Annotated in this window: 23 protein-coding genes; 4 read left to right on the top strand and 19 right to left on the bottom strand. The window is 62.9% G+C overall.

Annotated features, from left to right (window positions below):
* Positions 1-9 precede the first annotated feature (9 nt).
* Genes ACIP1G_RS12720 through ACIP1G_RS12705 form a run of 4 tightly spaced genes read right to left on the bottom strand, consistent with a single transcriptional unit; the run spans position 10 to position 5,729 of the window.
* Positions 10-2,061: an EscV/YscV/HrcV family type III secretion system export apparatus protein gene (locus ACIP1G_RS12720; protein ID WP_400737288.1), complete on the bottom strand. Its 2,052-nt coding sequence runs from the start codon at positions 2,059-2,061 to the stop codon at positions 10-12.
* A gap of 21 nt (positions 2,062-2,082) precedes the next feature.
* Positions 2,083-3,186, bottom strand: coding sequence for a type III secretion system gatekeeper subunit SctW (gene sctW, locus ACIP1G_RS12715; protein ID WP_400737285.1), 1,104 nt, complete (start codon positions 3,184-3,186; stop codon positions 2,083-2,085).
* A 1-nt stretch (position 3,187) separates the two neighbouring features.
* A complete protein-coding gene (sctC, locus tag ACIP1G_RS12710; protein WP_400737282.1) occupies positions 3,188-4,849 on the bottom strand; it encodes a type III secretion system outer membrane ring subunit SctC in 1,662 nt (553 codons plus the stop codon).
* A gap of 4 nt (positions 4,850-4,853) precedes the next feature.
* Complete coding sequence (locus ACIP1G_RS12705; protein ID WP_400737279.1) at positions 4,854-5,729, bottom strand: helix-turn-helix domain-containing protein; 876 nt, start codon at positions 5,727-5,729, stop codon at positions 4,854-4,856.
* Positions 5,730-5,766: 37 nt separating this feature from the next.
* Here ACIP1G_RS12705 and ACIP1G_RS12700 point away from each other — a divergent pair, with 37 nt between their 5' ends.
* The gene (locus ACIP1G_RS12700) at positions 5,767-5,916 is read left to right on the top strand and encodes a chaplin family protein (protein ID WP_400737419.1); all 150 of its coding nucleotides are present in this window, start codon (positions 5,767-5,769) and stop codon (positions 5,914-5,916) included.
* A 2-nt stretch (positions 5,917-5,918) separates the two neighbouring features.
* Here ACIP1G_RS12700 and ACIP1G_RS12695 read toward each other — a convergent pair whose 3' ends face one another.
* The 3 genes from ACIP1G_RS12695 to gabT all read right to left on the bottom strand — a co-directional run bounded on the left by ACIP1G_RS12695 (position 5,919) and on the right by gabT (position 8,494).
* Complete coding sequence (locus ACIP1G_RS12695) at positions 5,919-6,407, bottom strand: Lrp/AsnC family transcriptional regulator (RefSeq protein ID WP_400737276.1); 489 nt, start codon at positions 6,405-6,407, stop codon at positions 5,919-5,921.
* 48 nt (positions 6,408-6,455) lie between these two features.
* The gene (locus ACIP1G_RS12690) at positions 6,456-7,112 is read right to left on the bottom strand and encodes an HAD family hydrolase (protein ID WP_400737274.1); all 657 of its coding nucleotides are present in this window, start codon (positions 7,110-7,112) and stop codon (positions 6,456-6,458) included.
* Positions 7,113-7,195: 83 nt separating this feature from the next.
* Positions 7,196-8,494, bottom strand: a complete 1,299-nt coding sequence (gene gabT / locus ACIP1G_RS12685) for a 4-aminobutyrate--2-oxoglutarate transaminase (RefSeq protein ID WP_400737271.1) — start codon at positions 8,492-8,494, stop codon at positions 7,196-7,198.
* A 287-nt stretch (positions 8,495-8,781) separates the two neighbouring features.
* Between gabT and ACIP1G_RS12680 the strand changes: the two genes are divergently transcribed.
* Positions 8,782-9,708 (top strand): 2-hydroxyacid dehydrogenase, encoded by a 927-nt coding sequence (locus tag ACIP1G_RS12680; RefSeq protein ID WP_400737269.1) that lies wholly within the window; start codon positions 8,782-8,784, stop codon positions 9,706-9,708.
* A 56-nt stretch (positions 9,709-9,764) separates the two neighbouring features.
* Here the strand turns inward: ACIP1G_RS12680 and ACIP1G_RS12675 are convergent, their stop codons facing one another.
* The 12 genes from ACIP1G_RS12675 to ACIP1G_RS12620 form a co-directional block, all read right to left on the bottom strand.
* Positions 9,765-11,222: an NAD-dependent succinate-semialdehyde dehydrogenase gene (locus tag ACIP1G_RS12675; protein WP_400737266.1), complete on the bottom strand. Its 1,458-nt coding sequence runs from the start codon at positions 11,220-11,222 to the stop codon at positions 9,765-9,767.
* A gap of 114 nt (positions 11,223-11,336) precedes the next feature.
* Positions 11,337-12,494: an acetylornithine deacetylase gene (gene argE, locus ACIP1G_RS12670; RefSeq protein ID WP_400737263.1), complete on the bottom strand. Its 1,158-nt coding sequence runs from the start codon at positions 12,492-12,494 to the stop codon at positions 11,337-11,339.
* The gene (locus ACIP1G_RS12665) at positions 12,491-13,675 is read right to left on the bottom strand and encodes an NAD(P)/FAD-dependent oxidoreductase (protein WP_400737260.1); all 1,185 of its coding nucleotides are present in this window, start codon (positions 13,673-13,675) and stop codon (positions 12,491-12,493) included. Before ACIP1G_RS12665 ends, argE begins: the two co-directional genes overlap by 4 nt.
* Positions 13,672-15,048 (bottom strand): FAD-dependent oxidoreductase, encoded by a 1,377-nt coding sequence (locus tag ACIP1G_RS12660; RefSeq protein WP_400737257.1) that lies wholly within the window; start codon positions 15,046-15,048, stop codon positions 13,672-13,674. The genes ACIP1G_RS12665 and ACIP1G_RS12660 overlap by 4 nt, the downstream gene beginning before the upstream one ends.
* Positions 15,030-15,338, bottom strand: a complete 309-nt coding sequence (locus tag ACIP1G_RS12655; RefSeq protein ID WP_400737255.1) for a (2Fe-2S)-binding protein — start codon at positions 15,336-15,338, stop codon at positions 15,030-15,032. The genes ACIP1G_RS12660 and ACIP1G_RS12655 overlap by 19 nt, the downstream gene beginning before the upstream one ends.
* Positions 15,335-17,176 (bottom strand): ABC transporter ATP-binding protein, encoded by a 1,842-nt coding sequence (locus tag ACIP1G_RS12650; RefSeq protein WP_400737252.1) that lies wholly within the window; start codon positions 17,174-17,176, stop codon positions 15,335-15,337. Before ACIP1G_RS12650 ends, ACIP1G_RS12655 begins: the two co-directional genes overlap by 4 nt.
* Before the next feature lies 1 nt (position 17,177).
* A complete protein-coding gene (locus ACIP1G_RS12645) occupies positions 17,178-18,053 on the bottom strand; it encodes an ABC transporter permease (RefSeq protein WP_400737249.1) in 876 nt (291 codons plus the stop codon).
* Positions 18,050-19,006: an ABC transporter permease gene (locus ACIP1G_RS12640; protein ID WP_400737246.1), complete on the bottom strand. Its 957-nt coding sequence runs from the start codon at positions 19,004-19,006 to the stop codon at positions 18,050-18,052. Before ACIP1G_RS12640 ends, ACIP1G_RS12645 begins: the two co-directional genes overlap by 4 nt.
* A gap of 32 nt (positions 19,007-19,038) precedes the next feature.
* A complete protein-coding gene (locus tag ACIP1G_RS12635; RefSeq protein WP_400737243.1) occupies positions 19,039-20,676 on the bottom strand; it encodes an ABC transporter substrate-binding protein in 1,638 nt (545 codons plus the stop codon).
* Between the two features lie 105 nt (positions 20,677-20,781).
* Complete coding sequence (locus ACIP1G_RS12630) at positions 20,782-22,056, bottom strand: NAD(P)/FAD-dependent oxidoreductase (RefSeq protein ID WP_400737240.1); 1,275 nt, start codon at positions 22,054-22,056, stop codon at positions 20,782-20,784.
* Positions 22,057-22,125: 69 nt separating this feature from the next.
* Complete coding sequence (locus ACIP1G_RS12625; protein ID WP_400737237.1) at positions 22,126-22,794, bottom strand: haloacid dehalogenase type II; 669 nt, start codon at positions 22,792-22,794, stop codon at positions 22,126-22,128.
* A 430-nt stretch (positions 22,795-23,224) separates the two neighbouring features.
* A complete protein-coding gene (locus ACIP1G_RS12620; RefSeq protein ID WP_400737234.1) occupies positions 23,225-24,697 on the bottom strand; it encodes an aldehyde dehydrogenase family protein in 1,473 nt (490 codons plus the stop codon).
* A gap of 229 nt (positions 24,698-24,926) precedes the next feature.
* Here ACIP1G_RS12620 and ACIP1G_RS12615 point away from each other — a divergent pair, with 229 nt between their 5' ends.
* Together ACIP1G_RS12615 and ACIP1G_RS12610 are read left to right on the top strand one after the other, a co-directional pair.
* Positions 24,927-25,784, top strand: a complete 858-nt coding sequence (locus ACIP1G_RS12615; RefSeq protein ID WP_400737231.1) for a GNAT family N-acetyltransferase — start codon at positions 24,927-24,929, stop codon at positions 25,782-25,784.
* A 21-nt stretch (positions 25,785-25,805) separates the two neighbouring features.
* Entirely contained in the window at positions 25,806-26,519 is a 714-nt protein-coding gene (locus tag ACIP1G_RS12610; protein WP_400737228.1) for a cupin domain-containing protein, read from the top strand.
* The last annotated feature ends 390 nt before the right edge of the window (positions 26,520-26,909 follow it).

Here is a 26,909-nt window from a genome sequence, read left to right as displayed (position 1 = left end):
CGCACTCTCCTAAAGGGTCTTGATCACTTTCACTGAAATGGCGTCGGAAATTTCGCCAAACGAAACCACCTCCAGCTCCCGAAAACGGCCCTCAATCAGTTTCTTGATGTAGCGCCGCACATCCACCGAGGCCAGGATGACCATGTCTTTCTGAGGGATGTGCAGGCTATCGAGCCCGACGGCCAGCCGGTCCATGAGGTCTTCGCCGGCCGAGGGTTCCAGGTTGAGGAAGCTGCCGGTAGAGGTCTGACGTATGCTCTTGCGCACCACGTCCTCGAACTCCGGCGAGAGCAGCAACACGCGCAGGTCGTTGCCGTTGGCAAATTTGTTACTGATGTAGCGCGCCAGGCCGCCGCGCACGTGCTCGACCAATGCAATCACGTCCTTCTCGCGCAAGGCCCAATGAGCCAGCGTTTCAAGAATCAGTTTCATGTTGCGCACCGAGATACGCTCGGCGACCAGGCGCTGCAGCAGCTCCGCGACTTTCTGCACCGAGGCATGGCGATAGACTTCCTTGACCAGGTCCGGGTAGCGCGCTTCCATTTCGTCGAGCAGGACCTTGCTTTCCTGCACGCCGAAAAACTCCGAAATATTGCGCGCCAGCAGGCTCACCAGGCAGCGATAGAATTCGTCGTAAGCCGGACGCAACTGATGCCCCAGGCTCTGCAGTTTTTCGCGCTCGGTGCTGCGCACCCATACGCTGGTTTGCCTATTGCTGTCGAAGCCCGTGGTCAGATCCAGCCCCAGATGCTCAAGCTCCGGCTTGTAATCGACAACACGTAGCAGATCGAAGTGGATATCGAACTGGTCTGCACGAACCTCGTTGATCAACACCGCAACTTGCCCCAACGGCAGTGAGTCGGCACCACGCAATCGCGGTTCGGGGATCCGGATGCCGTAATCGATAAAGAACTGACTACGAAAACGCTCGCATAATTGAGCCGCGCGCAGTTCCTCGACGCGGGCGCTTGGCACCAGCAGCATCAAGGCGACGGTTTCGGTGGCCATGTCGTCGACGTTCTCGATCAAGCCCAATTCACTGTCGGCATCTCCCTCTTCACTCGCCAAAGGCGTGACGGTGGCAGTACCCGAAGTTTTCTTCCCCAGCCGGTAGCGAAAGTACAGCAACCCCACCAGCGCACTGGCGATGATCAGAAACACCGCGGCCGGGAACCCTGGCAGCATTGCCACACCGACGGCCAGCAGGGCAGTAATACCCAGCACAAAAGGATGCCCCAGCAGTTGGGTCATCATGTTGCGCCCCAGGTTGGCCTCGTCTCCGTTGACACGGGTCACGATGAAACCCGCACCGATGGCGATCAACAGCGCGGGAATCTGCGCCACCAGGCCATCACCGATTGTCAGCAACGTGTAGGTCGACAGCGCCTCGGACATGTCCATTCCCAGCTGCCCGACACCGATTGCGATCCCGCCGAGAAAGTTGACGAAAATGATGATGATCCCGGCGATCGCGTCCCCCTTGATGAACTTCATGGCGCCATCGAAGGATCCATACAACTGGCTTTCGCGCTCTAGCGTGCTGCGCCGCTCACGCGCCTCCTTGGCATCGATGACACCAGCCTTGAGATCGCCATCGATACTCATTTGCTTGCCCGGCATGCCATCGAGGGAGAACCGCGCCGCCACTTCCGCAACGCGCTCGGAACCCTTGGTAATGACGATGAACTGCACGATGGTGACGATCGCGAAGATCACGAAGCCCACCACCAGGCTGTCGCCGATCACAAACTCACCAAAAGACGCGATGATCTCTCCGGCATCGGCCTGCACCAGGATAAGCCGGCTGGTACTGATCGATAACGCCAGGCGGAACAATGTGGTGATCAACAACAGTGCGGGAAAGGTGGAAAAACTCAGGATCCGTTCGATGTAGAACGAGCCCATGAAAACCAGGATCGCAATGACGATGTTCAGACCGATCAGAAAATCCACCAGCGGCGTCGGCAATGGAATGATCAGCATGGCGATGATCATCACCATCAGCGTCAGGATCAGCAGCTCGGGTCGAGAAATGACATTGCGCAAGAATTTATCGAGCATGATAAGTACAGGCCTTGAAAACTAGGGGGTGCAGCGGGCCACCAACGCGGCATGCCGGCCAATGGCTTCGTGGGCAAACACCAGGTCGGCCAGGTGCGTGAATTGCTCAGCGATCCGCGCTAATGCCTCGTCATCGCCAAACAGCTCCAGCGGCAACGCCAGGCACATCAGTCGCAACACTTGCAGCAGTTGCGCGCGCTCGTGGTGAGCAATCAGTAACAATCGCTGCGCAAAAAGACCTGACAGCAACTGGTCGAGCTCGTCGGGAAACTGCAACAGCCCCAACAAGAACACCAACCAGTCCGGCTCGTTGGCGTTATGCCGGCAAACCAGCTCGTCTGCGAGCAACCCCCGGATGAACACGACATCGACCGAACGCAGCCGCTTGATATCACCCAGTTTTTTTAGCAACTGCCCAAACTCGTCGCGCGAACAACTGGGGTCCTGGGCATCGATGTCTGTCAGTAACGCAGCCTCGATGAACTCCAGGACCGAGCCTCGATGCTGATAGCCGTAGATGGCCACCCAGTCCTCATAGGACTCCACCGGGCCGCCTTCAAACTCCAGGAACGAACGATAGGTGTCACGCAGCAAGGCCGCGCGCAACGCCAGCGCCTTGCCGAACATCTTGGCTTTGAGTGCCGAATTGATACCGGCCTTCAGACGCTTGGGCGGCGACTGAACGAGCACCTGTTGCAGTAACGCCTCCAGACGCAGGCGAGTCGCCTCAGCCATGCCTTTTTCACGCAACAGTTCGCGCAGTACCAGCACCAGATCGCTGTCATCGGGGAACAGTCCCCGGGCCTGCGCCAGCAACCATTCGATGCTGCGCTCGGCAAGCTTGGCCAGCGACTGGATCTGCCGAGCCTTGGGAATCACATCTTCATCCAGGACCCGCTCGAAGCTTTCCGCCAAGCCTTCGAACTTGCTGCCGAAATCGCCTCTACGGCGAAACTGCGAACGCAGAGCAGCGGCCATCTCATCGCTGTTCTCGACAAATCGCTGGACGCTGGCTGCCGGAGTAGCATCGTCTTCTGGCGCTTCAGCAACCTTTGCCTGGGGCTCGCTACCTTGATGCGGGCGCGACATCTGCATGCGCAACGGCACTTGGCCAATAGCGGCCATATCAGCGTTCCAGCACGCGAAGCACCGCGCGGTCGGCCGGATCACGGGCCACGTCGCCGATCACCTGCGCACCAATCTGCATAGCGCCGGGTTCCAACGGGCTATCGAGCTCTTTAGGTTGAATCAGGAACACCCGGACCGTATTGGATTGACGGGTCTGCCGATAGCTGAACACCCGCCCCAGATAAGGAATATGCCCCAGCACCGGGATACGCTTGATCACTTCCCCACTCTCGTCACGGGTGAAGCCTCCTACCAGCAGGCCTTTACCCCGCGGCACCCGAGCCACAGTACTGATGCGCGTTCGGCCAACCGTCGGCAGCGCGTCGGTCCCTGACGACTGATCGTTGGCCGACTCGACCACACTGCCGTCCTCGATGTTGAGTACCATCTCGACTTCTCCGGATGCTGAAATCCGTGGCAAGACGCTGACCAAGGTGCCGTAAGTGACGTGTTCAAGTTCAACACTGCGCTCACCGATCAGTCGCGCATAGAACGTACGGTTATTGTCGAAAATCGCCGGAACGTTTTCTTGAGTCAGCACGACCGGCCGCGATACCACCCGTGCGCGGTTGTCGGTTTCCAGCGCTGCAATGGCAGCCATGAACGAAGAGCTGTCCAGTGTGCTCAGCGAGCCGCCATTGAGCGATGCCGTCACCTTCGAGCCAACCTTGAATGACCCCTTCCAGTCGACCCCCAACTCATTGAGATCATCTTTATGCAGATCGATGATCCACAGGGAGAGCTCGACATGACGCTTTGGCTCATCGAGCGCAGCGACCAGGTTCTCAATGAAATGCACTTGCTCCGGGAGCCCCTTGACCAACAGGCTATTGGTATCGGGATAGGCCACTACGCGGATATTGCCTGCTGCCAGATCGCGAGCGATGATCCGCGGCGCCGTGTTGTCGGTAGATGACGACTCGGGGGCACCCAGCTCCTCCAGTGGAAAGCCCGGCATGCCACCCTGACGCCCCTCACCTCCCTTGTTGATCACCGCGTCGACACCACGGCTTTCACTCTTGAGCAAAGTCTCGATGGCCGTCGCAATGCCGGGTACCGTGATGCTTTGGTCGCGCAACTCGTACATGCGATCTGCAACGAAGGTATTGCGCAGATTGATAACGCCAATGCGCTGCTGGCCCAGTTGCAAGCCGGCACTTTGGTTGTCCATGAACTGCGCGGCCTGTGCCACCAGGTCGACATAGATTGGCGGGCCAGAAATGTAAAAGGTCCGCAAGCCATCGTGACGCAAAGGGTATCGGGCATCGCGCAAACCGGAGCTGCGCAGGAAGGCATCCAGCTTCTGGACAGTGATGGTATTCAGCGAGATAACGGCGCTCTTCGCCTCGGCCGCCTCATAGACATACAACGTCTGACCATCGCTGTACCAGATCAGCGCCATTTGCCGAACAACACGCTCCAGCGTCTGCTGCGGTGCGACCATCGAAAAATCGCCACTGATGGTGCGCCGAGCGGCTGCTTTGCTGAGAATGACCGGCTTGTCCAAAGACGCTGACAGTGCATCAAAGAACGTACGCAGGCCCTCCTGACGCGCCACATAGCCTTCTCCAGCACGTACAGCGGCAACCGATGAAGCCATCGGCAACACACAACAAAGCGCCAGCATGACCGCTCGCGGACAAATACTTTTAACCATCATGGGTTCATTCGCTCGAAAGGCGGGTTATATCAATCAAACTACTCGGCGCAACTCCGACCAGCTCCCGAATCTCTTTGGAAAAATGCGAGGAGGAGGCAAAACCAAACTCCAAGGCAACGTCTGTCAGGGACGCAGCACCTTCAGCCATGCTCAGAAGTGCTCGGGCCGTACGCCACCCACGCAACTCGGACTTGGCTGCACCACCCAGCGCTTGACGGCAAAGCCTTCGGAAGTGCGAGACCGATACGCCATACCGACCAGCAAGGTCCTGGAGCTTTTCGCTAGCCGAACCTTGCGCCAACAAAAAGCCGAGCAGGTGATAACTCTCACTACTGCGCAAATGACAGGCAAACGCTCGATAGGCCACATCACCTTGCAACGCAAGGGTGAGATACCAGGACTCCAGTCCTGGGGCCGCTCGCCCCTGACTACGACCTTCGCTCAGTACCGCCCAGGGCTCGCTTCGAGCAGGTCGCGCCCCAGCCACGCCCCCCTGATCGATAAAGAACTGCAATTTGAAAAGACTCATTTGCGACAAAGGGAGCACCCAGGCACTGCCACTGAGCACTTGCAACCCCGGACGCAAAACCATCAAGCCCTGCCACTCAGGCGCCAGACACAACAAGCCCGAATTCTCGCGATGCGCCAGGCACAAAATGTCAGGACCATTGCGAATACGAAGAACTTGCTCACCCGACTTCCCAAGGGCACACCAATGCCTCAGGGTTACCGCTGAGTCCGGTCTTTCGCCCGCTCCCACATCAGCCACCACCATCACAATCACCCGGAATACATTCCCGGCCACTATGAAGAAGACCCAACGAACAATCTTGATGAGAAACTGATCGCAATCGCCAATACGATGGGCATGAGCGCACAACAAAGAAGGTCGCCGCACGGGAAGCGTTGAATGCGGCCTGCGCCAGGATGAAGCGCCGGGCGTTGTGTCGGGAGGGGAATGCGCAGTGACGGTGCAGGCGTCAGTGAACGCCTGTGGGGGCCCTTTCGCGGTCGAGGTAGGAGCGGGCTTGCCCCGCGAAAGGGCCCACACTGGAACAGGAGGGTAAAATCAGTGGCGCAGGAGCTTGCGCAGTGGCACACCTTCTTTCATCACAGGCGACTTGATGACGATGTAGCTGAAGTACTTGGCAATGCCGATGTTACGGTCCAGCAATTCTTCGATCACCTCCTGGTAATGCTGGATGCTGCGGGTCATGAAGCGCACCAGGTAGTCATAGCCACCACTGATCAAGTGGCACTCGAGCACTTCATCCACCAGGCGGATATTGGACTCGAACTTGGCGAAGTCTTCACGCTTGTGGTCACTGAGCGAAACCTCGGTGAACACGCTCACCGACTCGGTGATCTTGGCCAGGTTCAGGTGGGCCTTGTAGCTGGAGATGAACCCGGCCGCCTCCAGCCGCTTGACCCGCTGCAAACAAGGGCTGGCCGACAGCCCCACAGCATCGGCCAGGCTGACGTTGGTCATGCGCCCGTCTTTCTGCAATTCCACCAGGATATTGATATCGATCCGGTCCAGCTTCAGCATTCCTTCCATGCCACGCCTCTTCGTTACTGCCAGGAGTAGAGCAATCTTCTAGCAAAATCAGCGCCGTAATGAGACCTGATGCTGGCGCACCAAGTCGGCCATGCTGCTGATGCAGACATCGGCGGTACATGGCTGGCGATGCTCCAGGCGGGCGCGGCGGATCAGGCACAGGCCGGCCGAGGCAGGTGCCTGGGCGGGCTCACGCGACAACAACAAGGCTTCACCAGGCTCGACGCCCAGATCGCGCAGCCAGTGCGCCTGGTCCAACGGGTGCGCCGCAGAAGACAGCAAGTCATCCGGCTCCAGCCCCAGGCGCTCGCACAACTGCCCCCGGTCCTCGACGTTGCGGTCGACCAGCACCAACAGGCGGTAGAACTTGCGCAGGTACAACATGGCCCCCGGCGCATCCTCGAACAGCGGCCAGTGCGGTACCGAGCGGGCGAACGTCAGGCTCTCCTCCCAACTGGCCTTGCACCCCAGCCGCTCGGCGATTTGCCGGTGGGCAAAACACAGCATGCCGCTGAAGCCCAGCTCATCGAAGCGCGGCCGCAAAGCACGCATCACCGCCTTGTAGTCGGCCAGCAATGCGGCACGCTCGGGCACCTGGCGACGGCCCTCGAACAATGGCTGCAAGGCCGCCCATACACCGGAGTCCCGGTCCACCAGCACCTCATCGCAATCGATCAGCAACACGCGGTAGTCAGTCAGGCCCATGACGATCGTAAACCTCCTGTGCAACGGTCATCGAAACAAGCGCCCCGTGCCGGCAATGCCAAGCGCGGCACAGGGCTCTCGGTTCATTTTTCGATCAAGACGCATGCCAACGCTGTGTCGAGAATGCCCAAGGCCTCGTCAACCTGTGCTTCGGTTGTAACCAAAGGTGCCAGGAAGCGCACTACATTGCGGTGCACGCCACATTTGATCACCAGCAAGCCGCCGGCACGGGCGCGGTCGATGACTTGCTGGGTAACCTCCGCATCGGGGCTGGCCTGTGCATCATCCTTGACCAGTTCCATGGCGACCATGAAGCCTGTGGCGCGCACATCACCGATCTGCGGGTAACGCGCCTGCAAGGCCAGCAGGCCATCACGCAAACGCTCGCCCAGCTGCTGCCCACGCTCTACCAGCCCGTCGCGGGCATAGGTGTCGATTACCGCCAACGCCGCGGCGCAGGCCAAGGCATTGCCGCCGTAGGTGCCACCCAGGCCGCCCGGCAGCGGCGCATCCATGATCTGCGCACGCCCCACCACGCCGGACAGCGGCAGGCCACCGGCAAGGCTCTTGGCCACAGTGACCAGGTCGGGCTGGATGCCGGAATGCTGGAAGCCGAACATCTTGCCAGTGCGGCCAAAGCCGGTCTGGATCTCGTCGCAGATCAGCACAATGCCGTGCTGCTCGGTGAGCGCACGCAAGGCTTGCATGAATTCGGCCGGCGCGGCGAGGAAGCCGCCATCGCCCTGCACCGGTTCGATGATGATGGCCGCCACCCGCTCTGCGGCAACTTGTGTGGCAAACAACTCGTGCAGCGCCGCCAGCGCCATTTCGGTGCTCACGCCACGGTAGGCATCAGGATAGGGCGTGTGGAACACTTCGGGTGCAAACGGCCCGAAGTTCTGTTTGTAGGGCTGGCTCATGCCGGTCAGGGTCGTACCCAGCAGGGTGCGACCATGAAAACCACCGCGAAACGCGATCACCGCCGAGCGCTTGGTGTGGGCGCGAGCGATCTTGATGGCGTTCTCGACAGCTTCGGCGCCGGAAGTAAAGAACACCGCCTTGTGCGCCTGCTCACCACCGATCAAGCTCGACAGGCGCTTGGCCAGCTCGATGTAAGGCTGGTAGGCCACCACCTGGAAGCACGCGTGGGAAATACGCGCCAGTTGCGCCTGCACGGCAGCGACCACGTCGGGGTGGTTGTGGCCGATGTTGAGCACACCGATACCCCCTACGAAATCCAGGTAGCGCCTGCCATCCACGTCCCACAGCTCGGCGCCCTGGGCTCGTTCGATCACCACCGGGTGCGCGGTCACGATACCGCGGGGCACGTACTGGTCACGTTGATGCAACAGATGCGGGGCTTCGTCTACTTTACTGTTCATGGCATTTCCCATAGAGGTGCCGAGCGATCGGCAAGTGGCTGCGATGCCATTCAGGTTAAAGGCTCGCCAAAGCCGACTTAGCCGAACTTGCCTGCCGAGAAACCCGGATCGACTGTTTTCACCCCTGCAAACGGCAGATTCCATCAGCACTTGATGGCGCCGCTGAATCTGCTGGCCACCCCGCGATTGCAAAGGGCCCGCACCACCTTGCGGGGTGCTTTCGACAGATCGTGCTTGCGCGCTCAGGCATGATGAACGCCACCCCTCAAGCCAATCAGGAGCGTTACATGGCCCTGCTCTACAAAGCCGACCCGGTGCGCGGCGAACACTGGAAAGCGCTGTTTGCCGAACACGCGCCGGACATCGAGTTCCGCGTCTGGCCCGACATCGGCAACCCCGAAGACATCGACTACCTCGCCGCCTGGCTGGCACCGGACGACCTCGAACAGACCTTGCCCAACCTCAAGGTGCTGTTCGCCCTGTCGGCCGGTGTCGATCAACTGGACCTGGGCCGCCTCCCCGCCTCACTGCCGGTGGTGCGCCTGCTTGACCCTGGCATCAGCCAGGGCATGAGCGAGTACGCCTGCTTTGCGGTCCTGGCGCTGCACCGCGACATGCTGCGCTACCGGCAGCAGCAACTGGCCGGGCAATGGCAGGCCCAGCGCCTGGTACCGGCGGCAAAACGGCGGATCGGGGTGATGGGGTTGGGGCGCCAGGCGCAGCAGATTCTGTCGAGCCTCAAACCCTTCGGTTTCGCCCTGTCCGGCTGGGCGCGCAGCCAGCACCGGATCGAAGGTGTCACCTGCCATGCCGGCACCGCGCAGTTGCCCGCCTTCCTCGCCCAGTGCGACATCCTGCTGTGTGCGCTGCCCCTGACCGAGCACACTAGCGGCATTCTGAACCGTGAACTGTTCGAGCACCTGCCCCCAGGGGCGGCGCTGATCAACATGGGCCGTGGCGGCCACCTGGTGGAGCAGGACCTGATCGACGCGCTGGACAGCGGCCAGCTCAGTGCCGCCGTGCTGGATGTGCTGCAACAGGAGCCGGCAAGCCCGCAGCACCCGTTCTGGAAACACCCGAACATTCTGCTGACCCCGCACATCGCCGCCATGACCCAGCCTGAAAGTGCCTTCCCCAGCCTGCTGGAGAACATCCGGCGCTTTGAGCGAGGCGAAGCGATGCAGGGGCAAGTCGACCTGCGCCAGGGCTATTGAGCCACGCCGGGCGACGCCTGGGCTGGCACGCCCGGCGTCGCCTGAAGCGCTGGGCGTCAGAGCCCGCCCACGTGGAACGCCTTGACCTCAAGGTATTCATCCAGCCCCAGGCTGGCCCCTTCGCGCCCCAGCCCAGACTGTTTGATACCCCCGAACGGCGCCACCTCCATGGAGATGATGCCGGTGTTCAAACCGACCATGCCAAACTCCAGCGCCTCACCAAAGCGCCAGGCGCGGCAGAGGTTCTGCGTGAAATAGTAGGCACCCAGCCCATAGGGCGTGGCATTGGCCAGGGCAAGGGCCTCGGCTTCATCACTGAAGCGCATCAATGGCGCGACCGGGCCAAAGGTTTCTTCATTGGCCAGCAACATACCGGCATGGGTGTCGCCCAACACCGTCGGCTGCACGAACTGCTGGTCGGCCTGCACGCTGCCACCGCACAACAAGGTCGCACCCTGGCTCAAGGCATCGTCGATGTGACGCGCGACTTTATCGACCGCCGCCGCGTTGATCAGCGGGCCAATGGTCACCCCGTCCTGCAGGCCATTGCCGACCTGGAGCTTGCCCACCTCCTCCACCAGGCGTTGGGCAAAACGCGGGTAGATGCCGTTCTGCACCAGAATGCGGTTCGCGCATACGCAGGTTTGCCCGGCATTGCGGAACTTGCTTTGCATCACCCCCGCCACCGCCTGCTCCAGGTCGGCATCATCAAACACGATGAACGGGGCGTTACCCCCCAGCTCCAGGCTCAGGCGCTTGATGTGCTCGGCGCTCTGGCGCATCAGCAGGCGGCCAACTGCCGTGGAGCCGGTAAAGGAAATTTTGCGCACGGCAGGGCTTTCGGTCAGCGCCTGGCCAATCCCGAGGGGCATGCCGGTCACCACGCTGAACACTCCGGGCGGGATGCCGACCCGCTCGGCCAGCACCGCCAGCGCCAGCGCCGACAACGGCGTGAGGTCGGATGGCTTGACGATGATCGGGCAGCCCGCCGCCAGTGCCGGTGCACACTTGCGGGTGATCATGGCGTTGGGGAAGTTCCACGGGGTGATCGCGGCGCACACACCCACAGGCTGCTTGATGGTCATCACCCGGCGGTCGTCGCTGGGGGCTGGCAGGGTCTGGCCGTAGGCGCGCCGGGCTTCCTCGGCAAACCATTTGACGAAACTGGCGCCGTAGCGCACTTCGCCCTTGGCTTCATGCAGCGGCTTGCCCTGCTCGCGGGTCATGATCAAGGCCAGGTCATCGAGGTTGTCGAGCATGGCCTGGTACCAACGCTCCAGCAGTAGCGCACGCTCCGCGGCCGGCAGCGCTCGCCAGGCCGGCCAGGCACGTTCGGCGCCAGCGATGGCGCGCTGGGTTTCGCTGGCCTGCAGGGCCGGGACATGGGCCAGGCATTCACCTGTGGCAGGGTCCAGAATCGCCAGGGTTGCGCCGTCGTCGGCGCTGATCCATTGGCCATCGACGTAGGCGCGCTGCACCAGCAGGCTAGGGTCTTTCAGTTGGGCTTTCAGCATGATCGAGTCCTGTTCCGAGACACTAGCCAGTCTATGCAGGTGCCCTGGAACAGGATGCTGAAAGCGCGATGGCAGCAGCCGCAGATGCTGAAATTCGCGCCCGCACGGCAGGCTCTACTGCCTCAGCGAGCCCAGCAGTTTTTGCAGAAACTGCTCACCGGCCTCCAGTTGGCTGACCTCGATGAACTCGTCCGGTTTGTGGGCCTGCTCGATCGAGCCGGGCCCACAGACCACCACCGGCACGTCCAGGCGGCTGGCGAACAACCCGCCTTCGGTACCGAACGATACCTTGATGTGCCGGGTGTCCGCCGGCGCAAAACTGTGCAGCAAGCGCACGGCTTCAACACTGGGGTGGGTATCCAGCCCTGGGTACTCGTTCATCACCTCGATATCGATCGCAGCCGCTGCCGAAAGCTGTTTCGCTTCGTGCACCAGCGCCTCGGCCCGCTCGCGCAACTCGCCCAGCAACTGCTCGGGGTCGTCAGCGGGCAGGTTGCGGAACTCGAACTCCAGGGTGCAGCGGTTGGGCACGATGTTCAGTGCCTTGCCGCCGTCGATACGGCCGATGTGCACGGTGCTGTAGGGCACGTCGTAATCGTCATCGCGCGCCCCATGCTGCTGGATACGCCGCTGGCTGTCGCGCAGCACCGACATGAAATCACTGGCCAGGTGAATGGCGTTGACCGCCTGCGGGGCCAGCGACGAATGGGCTTCCTGACCGTGACAACACACCTGGTACGAGCTTTTGCCCTTGTGGCCGACAGCAAACTGCATTTGCGTGGGCTCGCCCACCACGCACAGAAACGGGCGCAGCGGTGCCAGGTCGAGCACATCCAGCAAGCGTCGCACACCTACACAGCCAATTTCTTCATCATGTGACAACGCCAGTTGCAACGGGCGGGCCAAAGGCTGCTGCGCAGCCTCGATCAGGGCGTCAATCGCCAACGCGATAAAACCCTTCATGTCGCAGGTGCCGCGGCCGTACACGCGCCCGTCCCGCACCGTGGCCTCGAACGCTGGCAGCGTCCAGGCCTGCCCAGCGGCAGGCACCACGTCGGTGTGCCCGGACAACACCACCCCGGGCAAGTCACGGGGGCCGGTGCTGGCGAACAGGTTGGCCTTGCGACCGCTTTCGTCCTTGACGATCAACGACTCGATGCCATGGCTGGCCAGCAGATCACGCACGTAGTCGATCAGCGCCAGGTTCGATTCGCTGGACACCGTGTCGAAGGCCACCAGCCGCTTGAGAATATCCAGTACACGCATTTTCATCGGGCATTACTCCCCGTCTTGAGGACCATGGGCTCGCCCTGCTGCAACGCAGCGGGCGGCGCAAACCTGCGCACATCGAAGGGTGCCACGTGGGTGCTGGTTTGCCCGGTGCTCATCCACTCGGCCATCACCTCCCCTACCCCTGGGCCCAGCTGGAAGCCGTGCCCGCAGAAGCCAAAGGCATAGAACAGACCGTCCACCTTGCTGCTGGCGCTGATCACCGGCAGGGAGTCGGGGGTGTAGCTTTCGATGCCGCTCCACACCCGGATGATGTTCAGGTTCGCGGCGCCCGGCAGCAGGCGCTGCATCTGCTCGATCTGGTTGAGGGTGCTGCGCGGCTCGACCTGGACGCGCCGGGTGAGCATGTCCGGGCGGCTGCGGTAACCGCCGCCGATCACGATGTTGCCGCGGGCGATCTGGCGGAAGTAGATCACCTCTTCGGGAATTTTGGTGAACACGCCGATTACCGTCGGCAACGCATAGGGCACAGGCTCGGTGACCGCCATCTGCGGGCCGTGGGTTTCCAGCGGCACCGGCTCGCCAAACTGTTCGGACAGCTTCGAGCCCCAGGCACCCGCGGTGATCAGCAACTGTTCGGCGATGAACACCTGGCCGTCGACGGTGGTGACATGAAACTCGCCGCCAATCTTCTGCACATCACGCACCTCGGTGCGCTCCTCCACCCGCGCCCCAGCCCGCACCGCCGCACGGGCGAACGCGGGGGCGGCCAGGCGTGGGTTGGCATGGCCATCGTGCGGGGCGTAGGAGCCGGCCTTCACCTCGGGCCCCAGGAACGAAAAGCGCTGGTGCAGGGCCTTGCCGGTGATCACCTCAAGGTCCAGGGCACGGGCTTCGGGGGCCGCAGCATAGGCGCGCAGTTCATCGATATGCGCCTCGTCGTAGCACACCCGCATATGGCCGCTGGGCAGGAATTCCAGGTCTTCGCCAATCAGCGCTGGCAAGCGTTTCCACAAAGCCCAGGAGCGGTTGGCCAGGTCGAGCTGGCACAGCGCGCGCCCCTGCCGCCGAACATTGCCGAAGTTCACGCCGCTGGCATACTGGCCGATCTGGTCACGCTCCAGCAGCGTCACCGAGCGCCCCCGCTGGCGTAGGAAAAACGCGGACGCAGCACCCATGAAGCCCCCGCCCACGATCAACACATCGCTTTTGTGCGCCTTCATGAAGACACCTCGTGTTTATGCATCGACAAGGGTTTGACCGGTGCCTGGCCGCGCTGGCGGCCTACCGCCTGCACCGGCACCCCGGCCTCGGCAGCGATCACCTGCGCACCCGCCTGCGAGCAATAGCGGCCCTGGCAGCGGCCCATGCCGACGCGGCTGAACGCCTTGGCCCGGTTCACTTCGCAGGCGCCCTTCTCGCGCACCACCGCACGCAGCTCGCCGGCACTGATCATTTCGCAGCGGCAGACAATGGCCTCGTCCGGCAAGGCCTGGGCCTGGGCGGCCGGCCACGGAAACGCCTCGCACAGCCCCACGCGAAACTGCTCCATCATCGCCAGCGACTGCCGGCACACCTGCTGCTCATCGTTCGACACCGGTTGCTGCAAATCCTGCAGCAGCGCCAACGCCGCCAGCCGGCCGGCCTGCTCGGCGGCGTCGGCGCCGCGCACGCGGGCGCCATCGCCTGCGGCGTACACGCCCTGGACCGAAGTGCGGCCATCTTCATCAACCGCCAGCAGCCACTGCCCCGACACCTCATCGAACTGCATGCGGCAACCGGCCAGGTCGGCGAGTTGGGTTTCCGGACGCAGGTGATACCCCAAGGCAAGTGCATCACAAGCCATGTGTTGTGGCTTGCCATCGGCGCTGTTGAACCGCACGCCGCTGACGCCCTGCTGGCCATCCCCCAGAATTTCCAGCGGCTGAACCCCCAGGTGCACCGGCACCTTGGCCCGGTACAAGCGGGCCAGCAGCTTCATGCCTTCGAGCAATACGGCGGGCCGGGCAAGCAGTTTTGGCAGGGCCTTGATACGCTTGAGCAACGGCGAGGTGTCCAGCACCGCCGCCACCTGCGCGCCGGCCTTGAGGTACTGGCTGGCGACCAGGTACAACAACGGCCCGCTGCCCATGAACACCACATTGTGGCCAATCGACACCGACTGCGCCTTCAGGGCGATCTGTGCGCCACCCAGGCTGTAGGTGCCCGGCAGGTGCCAACCCAGCAGCGGCATCAGCCGGTCGGTGGCACCGGTGCACAGGATCAGCGCGTCATACTCGACCAGCGAATGCCGGCCTTGGCTGACGCAGTACAACTGCCCCGGGGTCAGGTTCCAGACCAAGGTGTCGGGGCGGTAGTCGATCTGCCCGCGCAGCCGGTCGAAGCACTGGTGCAGGGCTTTGGCCTTGTCGGCCTCGGTGCCATACAAGGCACGGTAGTCACGCCTGAAACCCTCCGGCTGGCGGCGGTAGATCTGCCCGCCATCCCGGCGGTTTTCGTCGATCACCACCGGCTTGATACCGGCATCGAGCAAGGTTTGTGCACAGCGTGTACCGGCTGGCCCCGCACCCACGATGACTACCCGCGCAGTGGCCATATTGCCTCCGGTTGTTGGGTGAGGATATCCAGCCCTTCGCGCACTTCGTTGGAGCAGGCGCGCAGTCGCTCGCCACTGCGGGTCCATACCCAGCAATCCTGGCAGGCGCCCATCAGGCAAAAGCCCGCGCGGCGCCCGGAATCGAACTCCGATTCGCGCAGCGACGCACCCTGCGTCAACAACGCGACCATCAGCGTGTCGCCCTGCAGCGCTTCGATGGGCGCGCCATCTACCATCAGCCGGACCGTGGCGCGCTCCCGCTCGCCCAACCTTGCAAACCGCGCTCTCATGCCAACGCCCTCACGCCCATAGCCTCCGGTTGCGTACGTGCCCCGCTCAGCTCGGCAACGTCGCGATGACAAAGCAATTCACTGCCGTCAGCCAGCGTGCGCGGGCTGGGGGCAGTCTTGTTGCACACGCCTTCTATGCGCTGCGGGCAACGGTTGAGGAAGCTGCACAGCTCGCCGGTGTTTTCCACCGGGCTGATGGCAGGCAGCTCGCCACACGTGATGCCGCAGTGCTCCAGCCAGCCCTGGCGCAATTCGGGCACCGAATGCACCAGCAAGTTGGTGTAGGGGTGCAGCGGCGCCGTACTGAACGCTTCACGGCTGCCTTGCTGGACCTTGTGGCCGCTGTACATCACCACGATGTCGTCGCACAGCGCCCGCACGGTAGAGATGTCATGGCTGATGAACAGGTACGACACCCCCAGCTCGCGGCGCAAGTCGCCCAGCAGTTCGAGGATCGCGGCGCCAACCACGGTGTCCAGCGCCGACGTCACTTCATCGCACAGGATCAGGTCCGGCTTGGCGGCCAGCGCCCGGGCCAGGTTGATCCGCTGCTTCTGCCCGCCGGACAACCCGCTGGGGCGGCGCTTGGCGATGCTGCGTGGCAGGCGTACCAGGTCGAGCAGTTCATCCACGCGCTGGTCCAGTTGCGCGCCTTTGAGGCCAAAGTACATTTTCAGCGGTCGAGACAGGATGGTGTGGATGCTGTGCATGGGGTTGAGCGCCGTGTCGGCGTTCTGGAACACCATCTGGATGCGCCGGAACTGGTCGGCACTGCGCTCGGCCAGGCTGCCTGGCAGCACGGCGTCGGCAAAGGTCAGGCTGCCGCGGGCTGGCGTCAGCAACCCGGCCACCACCCGCGCCAAGGTCGACTTGCCCGAACCTGACTCACCAATCACGCCAATGGCCTGGCCACGGCGCACGGTCAGGTCGATGTCTTCCAATACGCGGATCATCGGCATGCCGTTGAGGTTTTTCTTGCCGTAGCCGGCCGTCATACCTTTGATCGACAGCAACACGTCATCCTGGGCCACCTCACTGCTGGGCGCCAGGGTCTCATCCGGCCGCGCCGCGGCCAGCAAGCTGCGGGTATAGTCCTGCGAGGGGCCACTGAGCAATGCCCGGGTGCTGCTGTGCTCAACCACCTTGCCGCCATTGAGCACCACAATGTGATCGGCCATCTGCGCCACCACGGCCAGGTCGTGGGACACGTACACCGCCGTGGCGCCGCGTTCGTGCACCACGCGCTTGAAGGCGCGCAGCACGTCGATCTGGGTGGTCACGTCCAGGGCCGTAGTGGGTTCATCCAGCACCACCAGCAGCGGGTCGCTGATCAACGCCATCGCGGCCATGATCCGCTGCAACTGCCCGCCGGACACCTGGTGCGGGTAGCGCTCGCCAATGCTTTGCGGGTTGGGTAACGCCAGGTCGCGGAACAGCCCGATGGCTTTGGCCTGCAGCTCACTGCGCGAACCCAGGCCATGGATGAGCGCGCCCTCGATCACCTGGTCGATCAGTTTCTTGGCCGGGTTGAACGCTGCGGCAGCGCTCTGCGCCACATACGCCACGCGGTGCCCGCGCAGGCTTTGCAGGGCGTGCTCGCTCAACCCCGACATGTCATGCTCGCCCACCTGCACCACGCCACCGGCCAGGCGGCAGCCCTTGCGGGCATAGCCCAGCAAAGCCAAGGCGATGGTGGTCTTGCCCGAGCCCGATTCGCCGATCAGCGCCAGCACCTCGCCCTTGGCCAGGGAAAAACTCACGCCTTTGACGATCTCGACCTCACCGCTTTCACCATCGGCCACCACGCGCAGGTTCTCGACACGAATCAAATCAGCCATCTCAGTGCCCCCCGGAGCAGCGGTTGCGCCGTAGCGAAATACGGTCGATGAACAGGTTCACCCCGATAGTCAGCGAGCCGATGGCCAGCGCCGGGATCACCAGCGCCGCCGCCCCCTGGCTCAGGCCACCGATGTTTTCCCGCACCAGCGAGCCCAGGTCGGCGTCGGGTGGCTGCACGCCAAGGCCGAGGAAGCTCATGCCGCTGAGCAGCAGCACGATGAAGCCAAAGCGCAAACCCAGGTCGGTCAGCACCGGGTTGAGCATGTTCGGCAGGATTTCCACGCAGGCCACGTACAACCGGCCTTCGCCACGGGTGCGAGCCACTTGCACGTACTCCAGCGCCTCGATGTTCACCGCCAGGCTGCGCGCGATACGGAACGCCCCCGGGGTGAAGCTGAGTACTGCCGTGCAAATCAACAAGCTGACCGACGAGCCGAACGCCGACACCATGATCAGCGCCAGCATCTTGCTGGGGATCGAGATCAGCGCATCCATCAGGCGGCTTAGGGTTTCATCCAGCCACTTGGGCGCGACCACCGACAGCAGCGCACACAAGCAGCCCAAACCGCTGGCCAGTAACGCCGACACCAGGGCCAGGCCGACCGTGAAGCGTGCCCCCACCAGCACCCGGCTGAACATGTCGCGGCCCAGGTAGTCGGTGCCGAACGGGTGCGCCAGGCCGATCGCGTCGAAGATGCTGTCGGACACCACCTCCCCCACCGGGTGGGGCGCCAGCCAAGGCCCGAACAGTGCCACCAGCAACCACAGCAGGCACATCGTGCCACCCAGCCAGCCCAGCCAGGAGGACGCCCTGGCCCGCTTGCGCGCCGGGGCCACGGCAGTGACCGGCAGCGATTTCACACTGAGATCGTTCATTGGTTTCGCAGCCTCGGGTTGGAAAGAATCGCGCACAGGTCGGCGAGCAGCACCAGGCTCAGGTAAGCGGTGCAGAACAGCATGGTGCACGCCTGCACCAGCGCCATGTCGCGGTTGGTCACGGCATCGACCATCAGGCTGGCGATGCCGGGGTAGTTGAAGATGGTCTCGACGATCACTACGCCACCCAGCAAGTACGAAAGGCTCAAGGCAATGGCGTTGGCGATCGGGCCAATGGCATTGGGCAGCGCGTGGCGCAACACGATGCGCACCGGGCCCACGCCTTTGAGCCTGGCCATTTCCACGTACGGGCTGTCGAGCTGGTCGATCACGGCGGCGCGGGTCATGCGGGCCATCTGCGCAACGATCACGAAACACAGGGTCATCACCGGCAGCGCGTAGGTCCGCAAGAACTGCCAGGGCGAGCTGATTTCGCTGGCATAGGACAATGCCGAAAGCCACCCCAGGTTGACCGCAAACACCAGCACCGCCAGCGTCGCCACCAAAAACTCCGGCACCGCCACCAGTGCCAGGGTGATGAAGCTCAGGGCGCTGTCGATACGCCCGCCCCGCCCCATCGCCGAGCCGATGCCCAGCAACAGTGCCAGCGGCACCGACACCAGCGCCGTGACAGTAGCCAGCATCAGGGTGTTGGGTACACGCCCGGCCATCAGCTCGCTGACCGGCATGGCGCTGGACACCGACATCCCCAGATCGCCGCCCAGCAGGCTGGTCAACCAGTGCAGGTAACGCACCACACCCGGCTGGTCCAGCCCCATCTTCAGGCGCAGTGCAGCCACCTGCTCGGGCGTTGCGAACTGGCCCAGCGCCTGCTGGGCCGCGTCACCGGGAAGTACGGCCGTGATGGCGAACACCACCACGGACACGATCAACAACGTCACGACGGCAGCGCCCAGGCGCTTGCCAATCAGCCAAAGCGTGTTGCTATTCATGGTCTTGCTCCCGCATCAGTACACCACTGCAATCACGCGTCCAGCCAGACCTGCTCACTGAACATGTAACCCATGAAGCCACCCAGCGGGTTGCTGCTGTAGCCTTTGATGCGTTGGTCGACGCCGTCGATGTTGCTGATGAACACAGGGATGCCGATGCCACAGTTTTCACTGACCAGGGTTTGCATGTCGGCGTACATCTTGCCGCGCTTGGCATCATCGGTTTCGCCACGGGCCAGCATCAGCAGCTGGTCGAACTGGTCGTTTTTCCAGCTGGACTCGTTCCACGGCGCGCTGGACTGGAAGAACTGCGAGAAGATCACGTCGGCGTTGGGGCGCGGGTTGATGTTGCCGAAGCTCAAGGGGTGCTTCATCCAGTGGTTGGACCAGTAGCCGTCACTGGGCAAGCGATTGACGTTCAGGTTCAAGCCTGCCGCCTTGGCCGACTGCTGCAACAGCACCGCGATATCTGCCGAACCCGTGGCGGCCGGCGAGCACACCAGCGGCATCTTGATGTTTTCCATGCCGGCTTTTTTCAGCAGGAACCTGGCCTTTTCCGGGTCGTAGGCGCGTTGTGGCAGGTCGGCATTGTGATAACGCGAGCCCGGGGCAATCGGGTGGTCATTGCCGACTACCGCGTAACCGCGGAACACGGCAGATTTGACCTGCTCACGGTCCAGCAGGTACTTCATGGCCTCGGTGAAGTCGCGGTTCTGCCCCGGCATCTGGTCCTGGCGAATGATCAGGTCGGTGTAGTTGCCCGACGGTGCATCGACCACGCGGTGCCCGGCGCTGGCGGCAATGCGCTGGGTGGAGCGCGGGTTGACCTCGTTGATCAGGTGCACGTCGCCGGACAACAGCGCGTTGACCCGCGACGGCTCATCCGGGATGGCAATGAACTCGATCTCGTCCAGGTACGGCAGCCCAGGCTTCCAGTAGTTCGGGTTGCGCACACTGATCGAACGCACGCCCGGCTTGAATTCCTTGACCTTGAACGGCCCGGTGCCAATGCCAGCGTTGAAGTCGGTGGTACCGGCCGGCACGATCAGCAAGTGCGAAACCGCCAGGATCGACGGCAGCTCGGCATTCGGCGCACTCAGGGTGATCTGCACTTCGAGCGGGCCAGTGGCCTTGATATCGCTGACCTGCGCCATCAGCGGCATGACCTTGGAGCCGGTGGCCGGGTCTTTGTGACGGGTAAGCGAGAACACCACATCATCGGCGCTCAGGGACTTACCGTTGTGGAACGTGACATCCTTGCGCAGGGTGATGGTCCACACCGTGGCATCGCTGTTGTCGATGCGCTCGGCCAGCTCCAGTTGCGGCACCAGGTGGCGGTCGAAGCGGGTCAGGCCGTTGTAGAGCATGAAATGGCGTACGTAGTCGGTCGACAGTGCACCTTTGGCCGGGTCCAGGGTATCGGCGGTGGAGCTGGACATACCCGCCACGCGAATTCGCCCGCCGGGCTTGCCTTTGGCAGGCGTTGCCGATTCGTCGGCAAACACTTTGCCGGCCATACCAAACAGGCTACCGGCGCTGGCCGCAGCAACCCCGGCAACACCCAGCATGCGCAATGCATCGCGGCGCGACATGCCACGGTTGAGCCCTTCGAACACACGCAGGCTTTCCCCACCCGAGATCAGTTGCGGTTCGACTTTTTTGTCTGCCATATCGGTTCTACCTGTCGAAAATGAAATTGTCCGAGTTGCGCGGGTTCGGCCAGCGCATCCTTGAAACACAAACGACGACGGTGAAGCTAAAACGGGAGCCTGGCGTTACAGGCGTTGGTCCTGGTAGCGGTAATAGGCGCCTACCAGGGGCAGGAACCACGGTGTACCGAAGTGCCCAGGAACCGCTGGCCACTTGAGTGCCCGCCAGGGGTTGGCATGTGGCTGGCCATCCATGACATCGGCCATGACCTGGCCCATGTGCACCGACATCTGCACCCCATGGCCGCTGTAGCCCATGGAGTAGAAAATGCCGTCATGCTCACCTGCCCGTGGCAAGCGGTCCGAGGTCATGTCCACCAGACCGCCCCAGCAATAGTCGATGCGCACATTGGCGAGTTGCGGGAACAACTGGCCCATGGCGGCCTGCAGCACCTTGCCGCTTTTTGCATCCGAGCTGCTGTTGGACATGGCAAAACGTGCCCTGCCACCAAACAGCAAACGGTTGTCCGGGGTGACCCGGAAGTAGTTACCGATGACCCGGCTGGTGACATACGAGCGCTGCCGGGCGAACAGCTGCTCGATCAGCGCCTGCGGCAGCACCTCGGTGGTCACCACGAAACTGCCCACCGGCACGATGCGCCGGCGGTACCAGCCGGGCCCGCCGTGCTGGCAAGCGCCGGTTGCCAACAAGATCTGCCGCGCCTGAATCGTGCCTTTGGCAGTGTTGACCTGGTACCCGCCACGGCTGGCGCTCCAGCCCTTGACTGCAGCGCCCTCATACACGCGCGCGCCCTGGCGCACCGCCGCATCGGCCAGGCCGACACCAAAACGCCCCACATGCATCTGCACGCCATTGCGTTGCAGCAGGCCGCCATGAAACGCCGGGGAGTCCACTTCAGCCCGCACCTGGGCCGCACTCAGCAAATCGACGTCGGCATCCACCTCGCGCTGGATCAACTCGCAGGTACGGGCCATGCCTTCGTAGTGCTTTGCCTTGGCCGCCAGCTTGAGCTTGCCGTTGCGCACCAGGTCACAGGCGATGCCCTCGCGCTCTACCAGTGTCACCACACTCTGCACGGCGCTTTCATACGCCTTGTAGTACTCGCGGGCCTGCTCGACACCCAGGCTTGCGCGAAGCGCCGCGTAGTCCTGCGCCACACCGGTGTTGCACTGGCCACCATTGCGGCCAGAGGCCTCGCCAATCACCCTGCCGGCCTCCAGCACGACCACGTTGGCACCCTTCAGGGCCAATGAGCGCGCCGCCGACAGGCCGGTAAAACCACCGCCAACCACGACCACATCAGCGTTACCTTCGACAGCCCCCTGTTGTGCGCCAGTGAAGGCGGGAGCCGTGTCGAGCCAATAGGATTCACTGCGCATCTCATTCCCCGTTTGCCTGCTCATGCATGAGCCATTTGAAAGGTGCCAGCATCGGCGGCCCGGGTCGCCTTAAAGGCCGACCAGCCCGGCCAGGCCACCGATGTCCGGAATCTGCCGGTAGCCGAAGGAGTCGTTGGCCGGCACTTCATGGCCACGGGCGACGAAGGCTTTGTTCTTGATCTTCATGTCGTGGGCCGGGAACAGATCGTAGCGGAAGCTCGATGACACATGCAGGATGTCGTCCGGGCCACAGCCCAGGTTGTCGAGCATGAATTCGAAGGCGGCCAGGCGCGGCTTGTAGGCCTTGGCCTGCTCGGCGGTGAACACCTTGTGGAACGGTGCGCCCAGTTTGTCGACGTTGGACATGATCTGGCTGTCGCTGGCGTTGGAGAAAATCACCAGCGGGATCTTGTCGGCGATTTTCGACAGGCCTGCCGGTACATCGGCGTGCGGGCCCCAGGTCGGCACAGCGTCGTAGTAGAGCTGGCCTTCGCCACGGTACTCCACGTTCCAGCGCTTGCAGGTACGGGCCAGCGCGGTCTTGAGGATTTCGTCATAAGGCATCCAGTCGCCCTTCACCTGGTCCAAGCGATACGCCGAGAAATCCTTGACGAACTGGTCCATCTGTTCGGCCGGTACACGGTCGGCGAACAGCTCGCGCGTCATGGTGCCCATGTGGAAGTTGGTCAGCGTGCCGTAGCAGTCGAACGTAATGTATTTAGGTCGAAGAAAGCTCATGTTGTGCGGTCCTGAAGTTCGTTGAGGTCAAGGCATGACGAGCATTCGCTCCGGTCGGGAGCTGTGATTGCAACCCTGCAACACACATTCATTACACCACCGTGAAATCAGCAGATGGCGTTGAAAGCGCAGGCTGCTTGATAGAAACCACCGTTTTGCGGGGCGCTGTCAGCATTCTTTGCGGGGCGCTCCGAGGTTGGGCAAAGCCTTAAAACGTGCACGTTCATGGACCTTTTTCTTTCCCGTTGTCGCTGCCTGCGAGGCTTTGTGCCGCAGGGCCTGCTGGCAACCGCCGTAACGCAGCGCGGGCAACCCACATTCACCACACTCGGCGGCGAACGCGGCGTTGCCCGCGGTCTGTGCAGCTAGAATCTGCAAGATTTGCACCTCACTGGCCGTTGCCGGCCTGAAGGTGCAGCAGATTCTGCTTTTATGGCTGTATGTCGATCAGCACGCTCTTGAAGCGCAGGTTGGCCTCAAAGGCTTCACGCCCCAGGTCCTTGCCAATGCCTGAGCGTTTGTAGCCCCCGGTCGGCAGGATGTAGTCATTGCTGCGGCCGTAACGGTTGACCCAGACCGTGCCGGCTTCCAGGTTGCGCACCAGGCGCAGGGCGCGGTTGAGGTCGGCCGTGTGCACCCCGGCGGCCAGGCCATAGGTGTCGTGCCGGGCAAGTTCAAGGGCCTGGGCTTCGTCGTCGAATGCCTGCACCGTCAGCACGGGGCCGAAGATTTCTTCGCACACGGCCGGGCTCTGGCTATTGACGCCTGCCAGGATCGTCGGCTGGTAATACGCCCCGCCCATCCCTTCGAACAACCCGCCTCCGGCCAGTACCTCGGCGCCAGCGTCGCAGGCACGGCGCACGATGCCGTCGATTCGCCGGGCCTGCTGCTGGGAAATGATCGGCGCCAAGGTGGCGTGTGACGACCAGGTCGGGCCCGGCTGCAAGGCATTGAAATAGCCCTGCAGGTACTCAATGAACGGGGCCATGATCGAGCGCTGGATGATCAGCCGGGAGCCAGACACGCACACCTGGCCAGCATTGCCGGTGATGGCCAGGGCCACGGTGTGTGCGGTCTTGGCCAGGTCGGGTACATCGGCGAACACCAGTTGCGGGCTTTTGCCTCCCAGCTCCAGGGTCACGGGCTTGGGGCCGACCAGTGCACAGGTGGACATGATGCTAGCCCCCGTCGCCGTGGAGCCGGTAAAGGTGACTTTCGCCACCAGCGGGTGTCGGCACAAGGCATCGCCGGTTACCCGACCATCGCCCTGCACCACGTTGAAAATACCGGCCGGGATACCCGCCTGCACGGCCAGCTCGGCAAATCGCAGGCTGGAAAAAGGCGTGAGCTCGGATGGCTTGAGCACCACCGCGTTACCGGCCGCAAGGGCGGGGGCTACTTTCCACGAGGCCATGCTCAGTGGGAAATTCCAAGGGGCAACTGCAGCGACCACGCCATAAGGTTCGGCGATTTGCATGCCCAGGCGGTCGGTCTGGGTGGCCGCCACTTCCCCACCATGTTTGTCGGCCAGCTCAGCGAAGAAGCGGATGCCTTCCGCGACATAAGGAATGTCCCAGGCCAGCACATCCTTGTGCGGCCGCGTCGACCCCACCGCCTCTAGCGGCCCCAGCACCGCGCCGTCGGCTTCCACCAGGTCGGCCCAGCGGCGCATCGCCCGCGCCCGCTCACGCGGTGGCCGGCTGGCCCAGTCGCTGGTCTTGAACGCCTGCCAGGCATTGCTGACGGCTTCATCCACCCGCGCGGCATCGGCCAGTGGCAACGGGGCGTAAACCTGGCCATCGGAGGGGCGGCAAACCTCCATGCCTGGCTGCGCATCACGGTAAAGCCCGCCAATGAAGTGGGCGCTGCGCACAGCGATGAGACGGGGATCGAAGCTATCCATCAAGGACTCCAGGCGTATGGAAACAAGGCCTTCATGCTAGAAAAAAACGCCAAGCATTTGCTGCCGACGTTGCCCCGTGTTTAAGCAGTTACTGTGGCCTTGCCCCCCTGCCGCTTGTGCTTTCTACCGAATCGCGTCGCCCCCCTTGTCAGCCCGTTGCGTGGATGGGATACAGCGTGCAGAACCTCTGTGTTTCACCCTTCATCACAGGCCCTACGGGAGTGCTGCCATGCCGGTTTCATCACCTACTTCTTACGCCTATCGCCCGATGACTGCCGACGATGTGGCCAATGCCCATGCGTTGTCGCAAGCCCTGAAGTGGCCGCACCGCCTGGAAGACTGGGCCATGCTGCAACGGGTCGCGCAAGGCTTCGTGGCGCTGGACAACGGCAAGCTGATCGGCAGCGCCTTTGCCTGCCACCAGGGCGCTTTCAGCACCATCGGCCTGGTGATCGTCAGCGACGACTATCAAGGTAAAGGGATTGGCCGCAAGCTGATGGAGCTGGCGGTGGAGTGTGTGCCGCCGCGCACGGCCATCCTCAATGCCACGCCGGCTGGCGAGCCGTTGTACGCCAAGATGGGGTTCAAGACCTTCGGCACCGTCGAACAGCGCCAGGGCATCGTCCTGCCCGGCGAAGCACTTCCGGCAAACAGTGGTGAGCATTGCCGCGACCTGAACCAGGCCGATTCACCCCGGCTGGTTGCCCTGGCCACTGCGGGCAGCGCCCTGGAGCGCGGCGCCCTGCTCGACGACCTGCTGCCGGGCATCGAACGTGGCGTAGGCATAGAGCGTGACGGGCAGCTACAAGGGTTTGCCCTGCTGCGCCGCTTCGGCCGTGGCCTGTGCATTGGTCCCGTCATCGCCCAGGACAGCGCGCAAGCCCGGCAGTTGATTGCCACCCTGCTCAGTGACGTACCCGGCGCGTTCGTGCGCATCGACATTCCGACCACCTCGGGCTTGTCCACCTGGCTGGAAAGCGTGGGGCTGGCCAAGGTCGACAGCGTGACCCAGATGTCCCTCGGGCCCATTCCCCAAGCCTGCGGCGGCGTCAGCCAGTTCGCCCTGATTACCCAAGCCGTTGGCTGATTCATCTACAGGAGATCCCCCATGCCCCACAACACCGTGCTGCTGCTTGCGCGCGCCGACAATGGTCCCGTGCCCACCGCCTTCCAGCCAGGCCGCCTGAACAGCAGCGACCCATTCGGCGAAGGCCGCCACATTGCCGTCATGCACGATGACGGCATCGCGGCGGGTACGTTGCAGTTGCGCGGCACGCTGACCGTCGAGCAATACCCCTTCACCGAGATGCTGGTTGTGCACCGCGGCGTGGTTACCCTGCAAGGTGCAGCCGAGCCCGTCGAAGTGCACCCTGGCCAGGCGGTGGTGATCGGCCGCGGCACGGCGCTGCGTATCACTGCCAGTCCCGACAGCCTTTGCGCATTCTGCACGGCCACCCTCGCAGGCGGCGAAAACAAACCCGGCATTTTCCCGATTGACGCCCGCGCGGTGCTTGCCCCGTCCGCGTCACTGGAGGCTGCCGTGCTGATCGGCCCAGCCCCGCAATGCCGCGCGAACAACCTGTTCGAAGACAGCGCCAGCCCGCTGCGCATAGGCGTTTGGGACTCCACCCCGTATAACCGCATTGCACGGGCGCACAAGGTGCACGAACTGATGCATGTGCTGGAGGGCACGGTCGAGTTGACCGATGCTGATGGCAGCGGGTTGACACTGAAGCCGGGCGATAGCGTGTTTGTGGCGAAGGGGACGGTTTGTGCCTGGACCAGCAAGGTGTATGTGAGGAAGTTTTATAGCGTCGCGTAAGGAGGCGCGATGCGCCCAATCGTTGAAGAAGCTGCGCGTTTCTATCTGCGATTTGGATATGAGATTTGCGGGCTCACGCTGTACCTATGCAGGAGCGGCTTTAGCCGCGAACACCGGCACAGCCGGTGCCATCCACCGCGCTGGATTCTTCGCGGGTGAACCCGCTCCTACACAAGCAAAGCGCAGGTTTCGGGCTCACGCTGTACTGTGTAGGAGCGGCTTTAGCCGCAAACACCGGCACAGCCGGTGCCATCCCCCGCGCTGGATTCTTCGCGGGTGAACCCGCTCCTACACAGGTACTGCGAAGGTTTCGGGCTCACGCTGTACCTGTGTAGGAGCGGCTTTAGCCGCGAACACCGGCGCAGCCGGTGCCAGCCACCGCGCTGGATT

It is taken from the genome of Pseudomonas sp. NPDC089392 (genome assembly GCF_044749595.1).
In the GTDB taxonomy this organism is placed as follows: Bacteria; Pseudomonadota; Gammaproteobacteria; order Pseudomonadales; family Pseudomonadaceae; genus Aquipseudomonas.
Note: the sequence above shows the minus strand (reverse complement) of the source record. Positions and strands in the feature narration are given on the sequence as shown.

Excerpts from the sequence above, each read along its gene's own strand:
- ACIP1G_RS12720 (WP_400737288.1), bottom strand. The coding sequence starts at position 2,061 with ATGCTCGATAAATTCTTGCGCAATGTCATTTCTCGACCCGAGCTGCTG.
- ACIP1G_RS12625 (WP_400737237.1), bottom strand. The coding sequence starts at position 22,794 with ATGAGCTTTCTTCGACCTAAATACATTACGTTCGACTGCTACGGCACG.
- sctC (WP_400737282.1), bottom strand. The coding sequence starts at position 4,849 with ATGATGGTTAAAAGTATTTGTCCGCGAGCGGTCATGCTGGCGCTTTGT.
- ACIP1G_RS12665 (WP_400737260.1), bottom strand. The coding sequence starts at position 13,675 with ATGAAGGCGCACAAAAGCGATGTGTTGATCGTGGGCGGGGGCTTCATG.
- ACIP1G_RS12645 (WP_400737249.1), bottom strand. The coding sequence starts at position 18,053 with ATGAACGATCTCAGTGTGAAATCGCTGCCGGTCACTGCCGTGGCCCCG.
- argE (WP_400737263.1), bottom strand. The coding sequence starts at position 12,494 with ATGAAAATGCGTGTACTGGATATTCTCAAGCGGCTGGTGGCCTTCGAC.
- ACIP1G_RS12640 (WP_400737246.1), bottom strand. The coding sequence starts at position 19,006 with ATGAATAGCAACACGCTTTGGCTGATTGGCAAGCGCCTGGGCGCTGCC.
- sctW (WP_400737285.1), bottom strand. The coding sequence starts at position 3,186 with ATGGCCGCTATTGGCCAAGTGCCGTTGCGCATGCAGATGTCGCGCCCG.
- ACIP1G_RS12650 (WP_400737252.1), bottom strand. The coding sequence starts at position 17,176 with ATGGCTGATTTGATTCGTGTCGAGAACCTGCGCGTGGTGGCCGATGGT.
- ACIP1G_RS12630 (WP_400737240.1), bottom strand. The coding sequence starts at position 22,056 with ATGCGCAGTGAATCCTATTGGCTCGACACGGCTCCCGCCTTCACTGGC.
- ACIP1G_RS12620 (WP_400737234.1), bottom strand. The coding sequence starts at position 24,697 with ATGGATAGCTTCGATCCCCGTCTCATCGCTGTGCGCAGCGCCCACTTC.
- ACIP1G_RS12655 (WP_400737255.1), bottom strand. The coding sequence starts at position 15,338 with ATGAGAGCGCGGTTTGCAAGGTTGGGCGAGCGGGAGCGCGCCACGGTC.
- ACIP1G_RS12615 (WP_400737231.1), top strand. The coding sequence starts at position 24,927 with ATGCCGGTTTCATCACCTACTTCTTACGCCTATCGCCCGATGACTGCC.
- ACIP1G_RS12675 (WP_400737266.1), bottom strand. The coding sequence starts at position 11,222 with ATGCTGAAAGCCCAACTGAAAGACCCTAGCCTGCTGGTGCAGCGCGCC.
- ACIP1G_RS12635 (WP_400737243.1), bottom strand. The coding sequence starts at position 20,676 with ATGGCAGACAAAAAAGTCGAACCGCAACTGATCTCGGGTGGGGAAAGC.
- ACIP1G_RS12680 (WP_400737269.1), top strand. The coding sequence starts at position 8,782 with ATGGCCCTGCTCTACAAAGCCGACCCGGTGCGCGGCGAACACTGGAAA.
- ACIP1G_RS12660 (WP_400737257.1), bottom strand. The coding sequence starts at position 15,048 with ATGGCCACTGCGCGGGTAGTCATCGTGGGTGCGGGGCCAGCCGGTACA.
- ACIP1G_RS12690 (WP_400737274.1), bottom strand. The coding sequence starts at position 7,112 with ATGGGCCTGACTGACTACCGCGTGTTGCTGATCGATTGCGATGAGGTG.
- gabT (WP_400737271.1), bottom strand. The coding sequence starts at position 8,494 with ATGAACAGTAAAGTAGACGAAGCCCCGCATCTGTTGCATCAACGTGAC.
- ACIP1G_RS12695 (WP_400737276.1), bottom strand. The coding sequence starts at position 6,407 with ATGGAAGGAATGCTGAAGCTGGACCGGATCGATATCAATATCCTGGTG.
- ACIP1G_RS12610 (WP_400737228.1), top strand. The coding sequence starts at position 25,806 with ATGCCCCACAACACCGTGCTGCTGCTTGCGCGCGCCGACAATGGTCCC.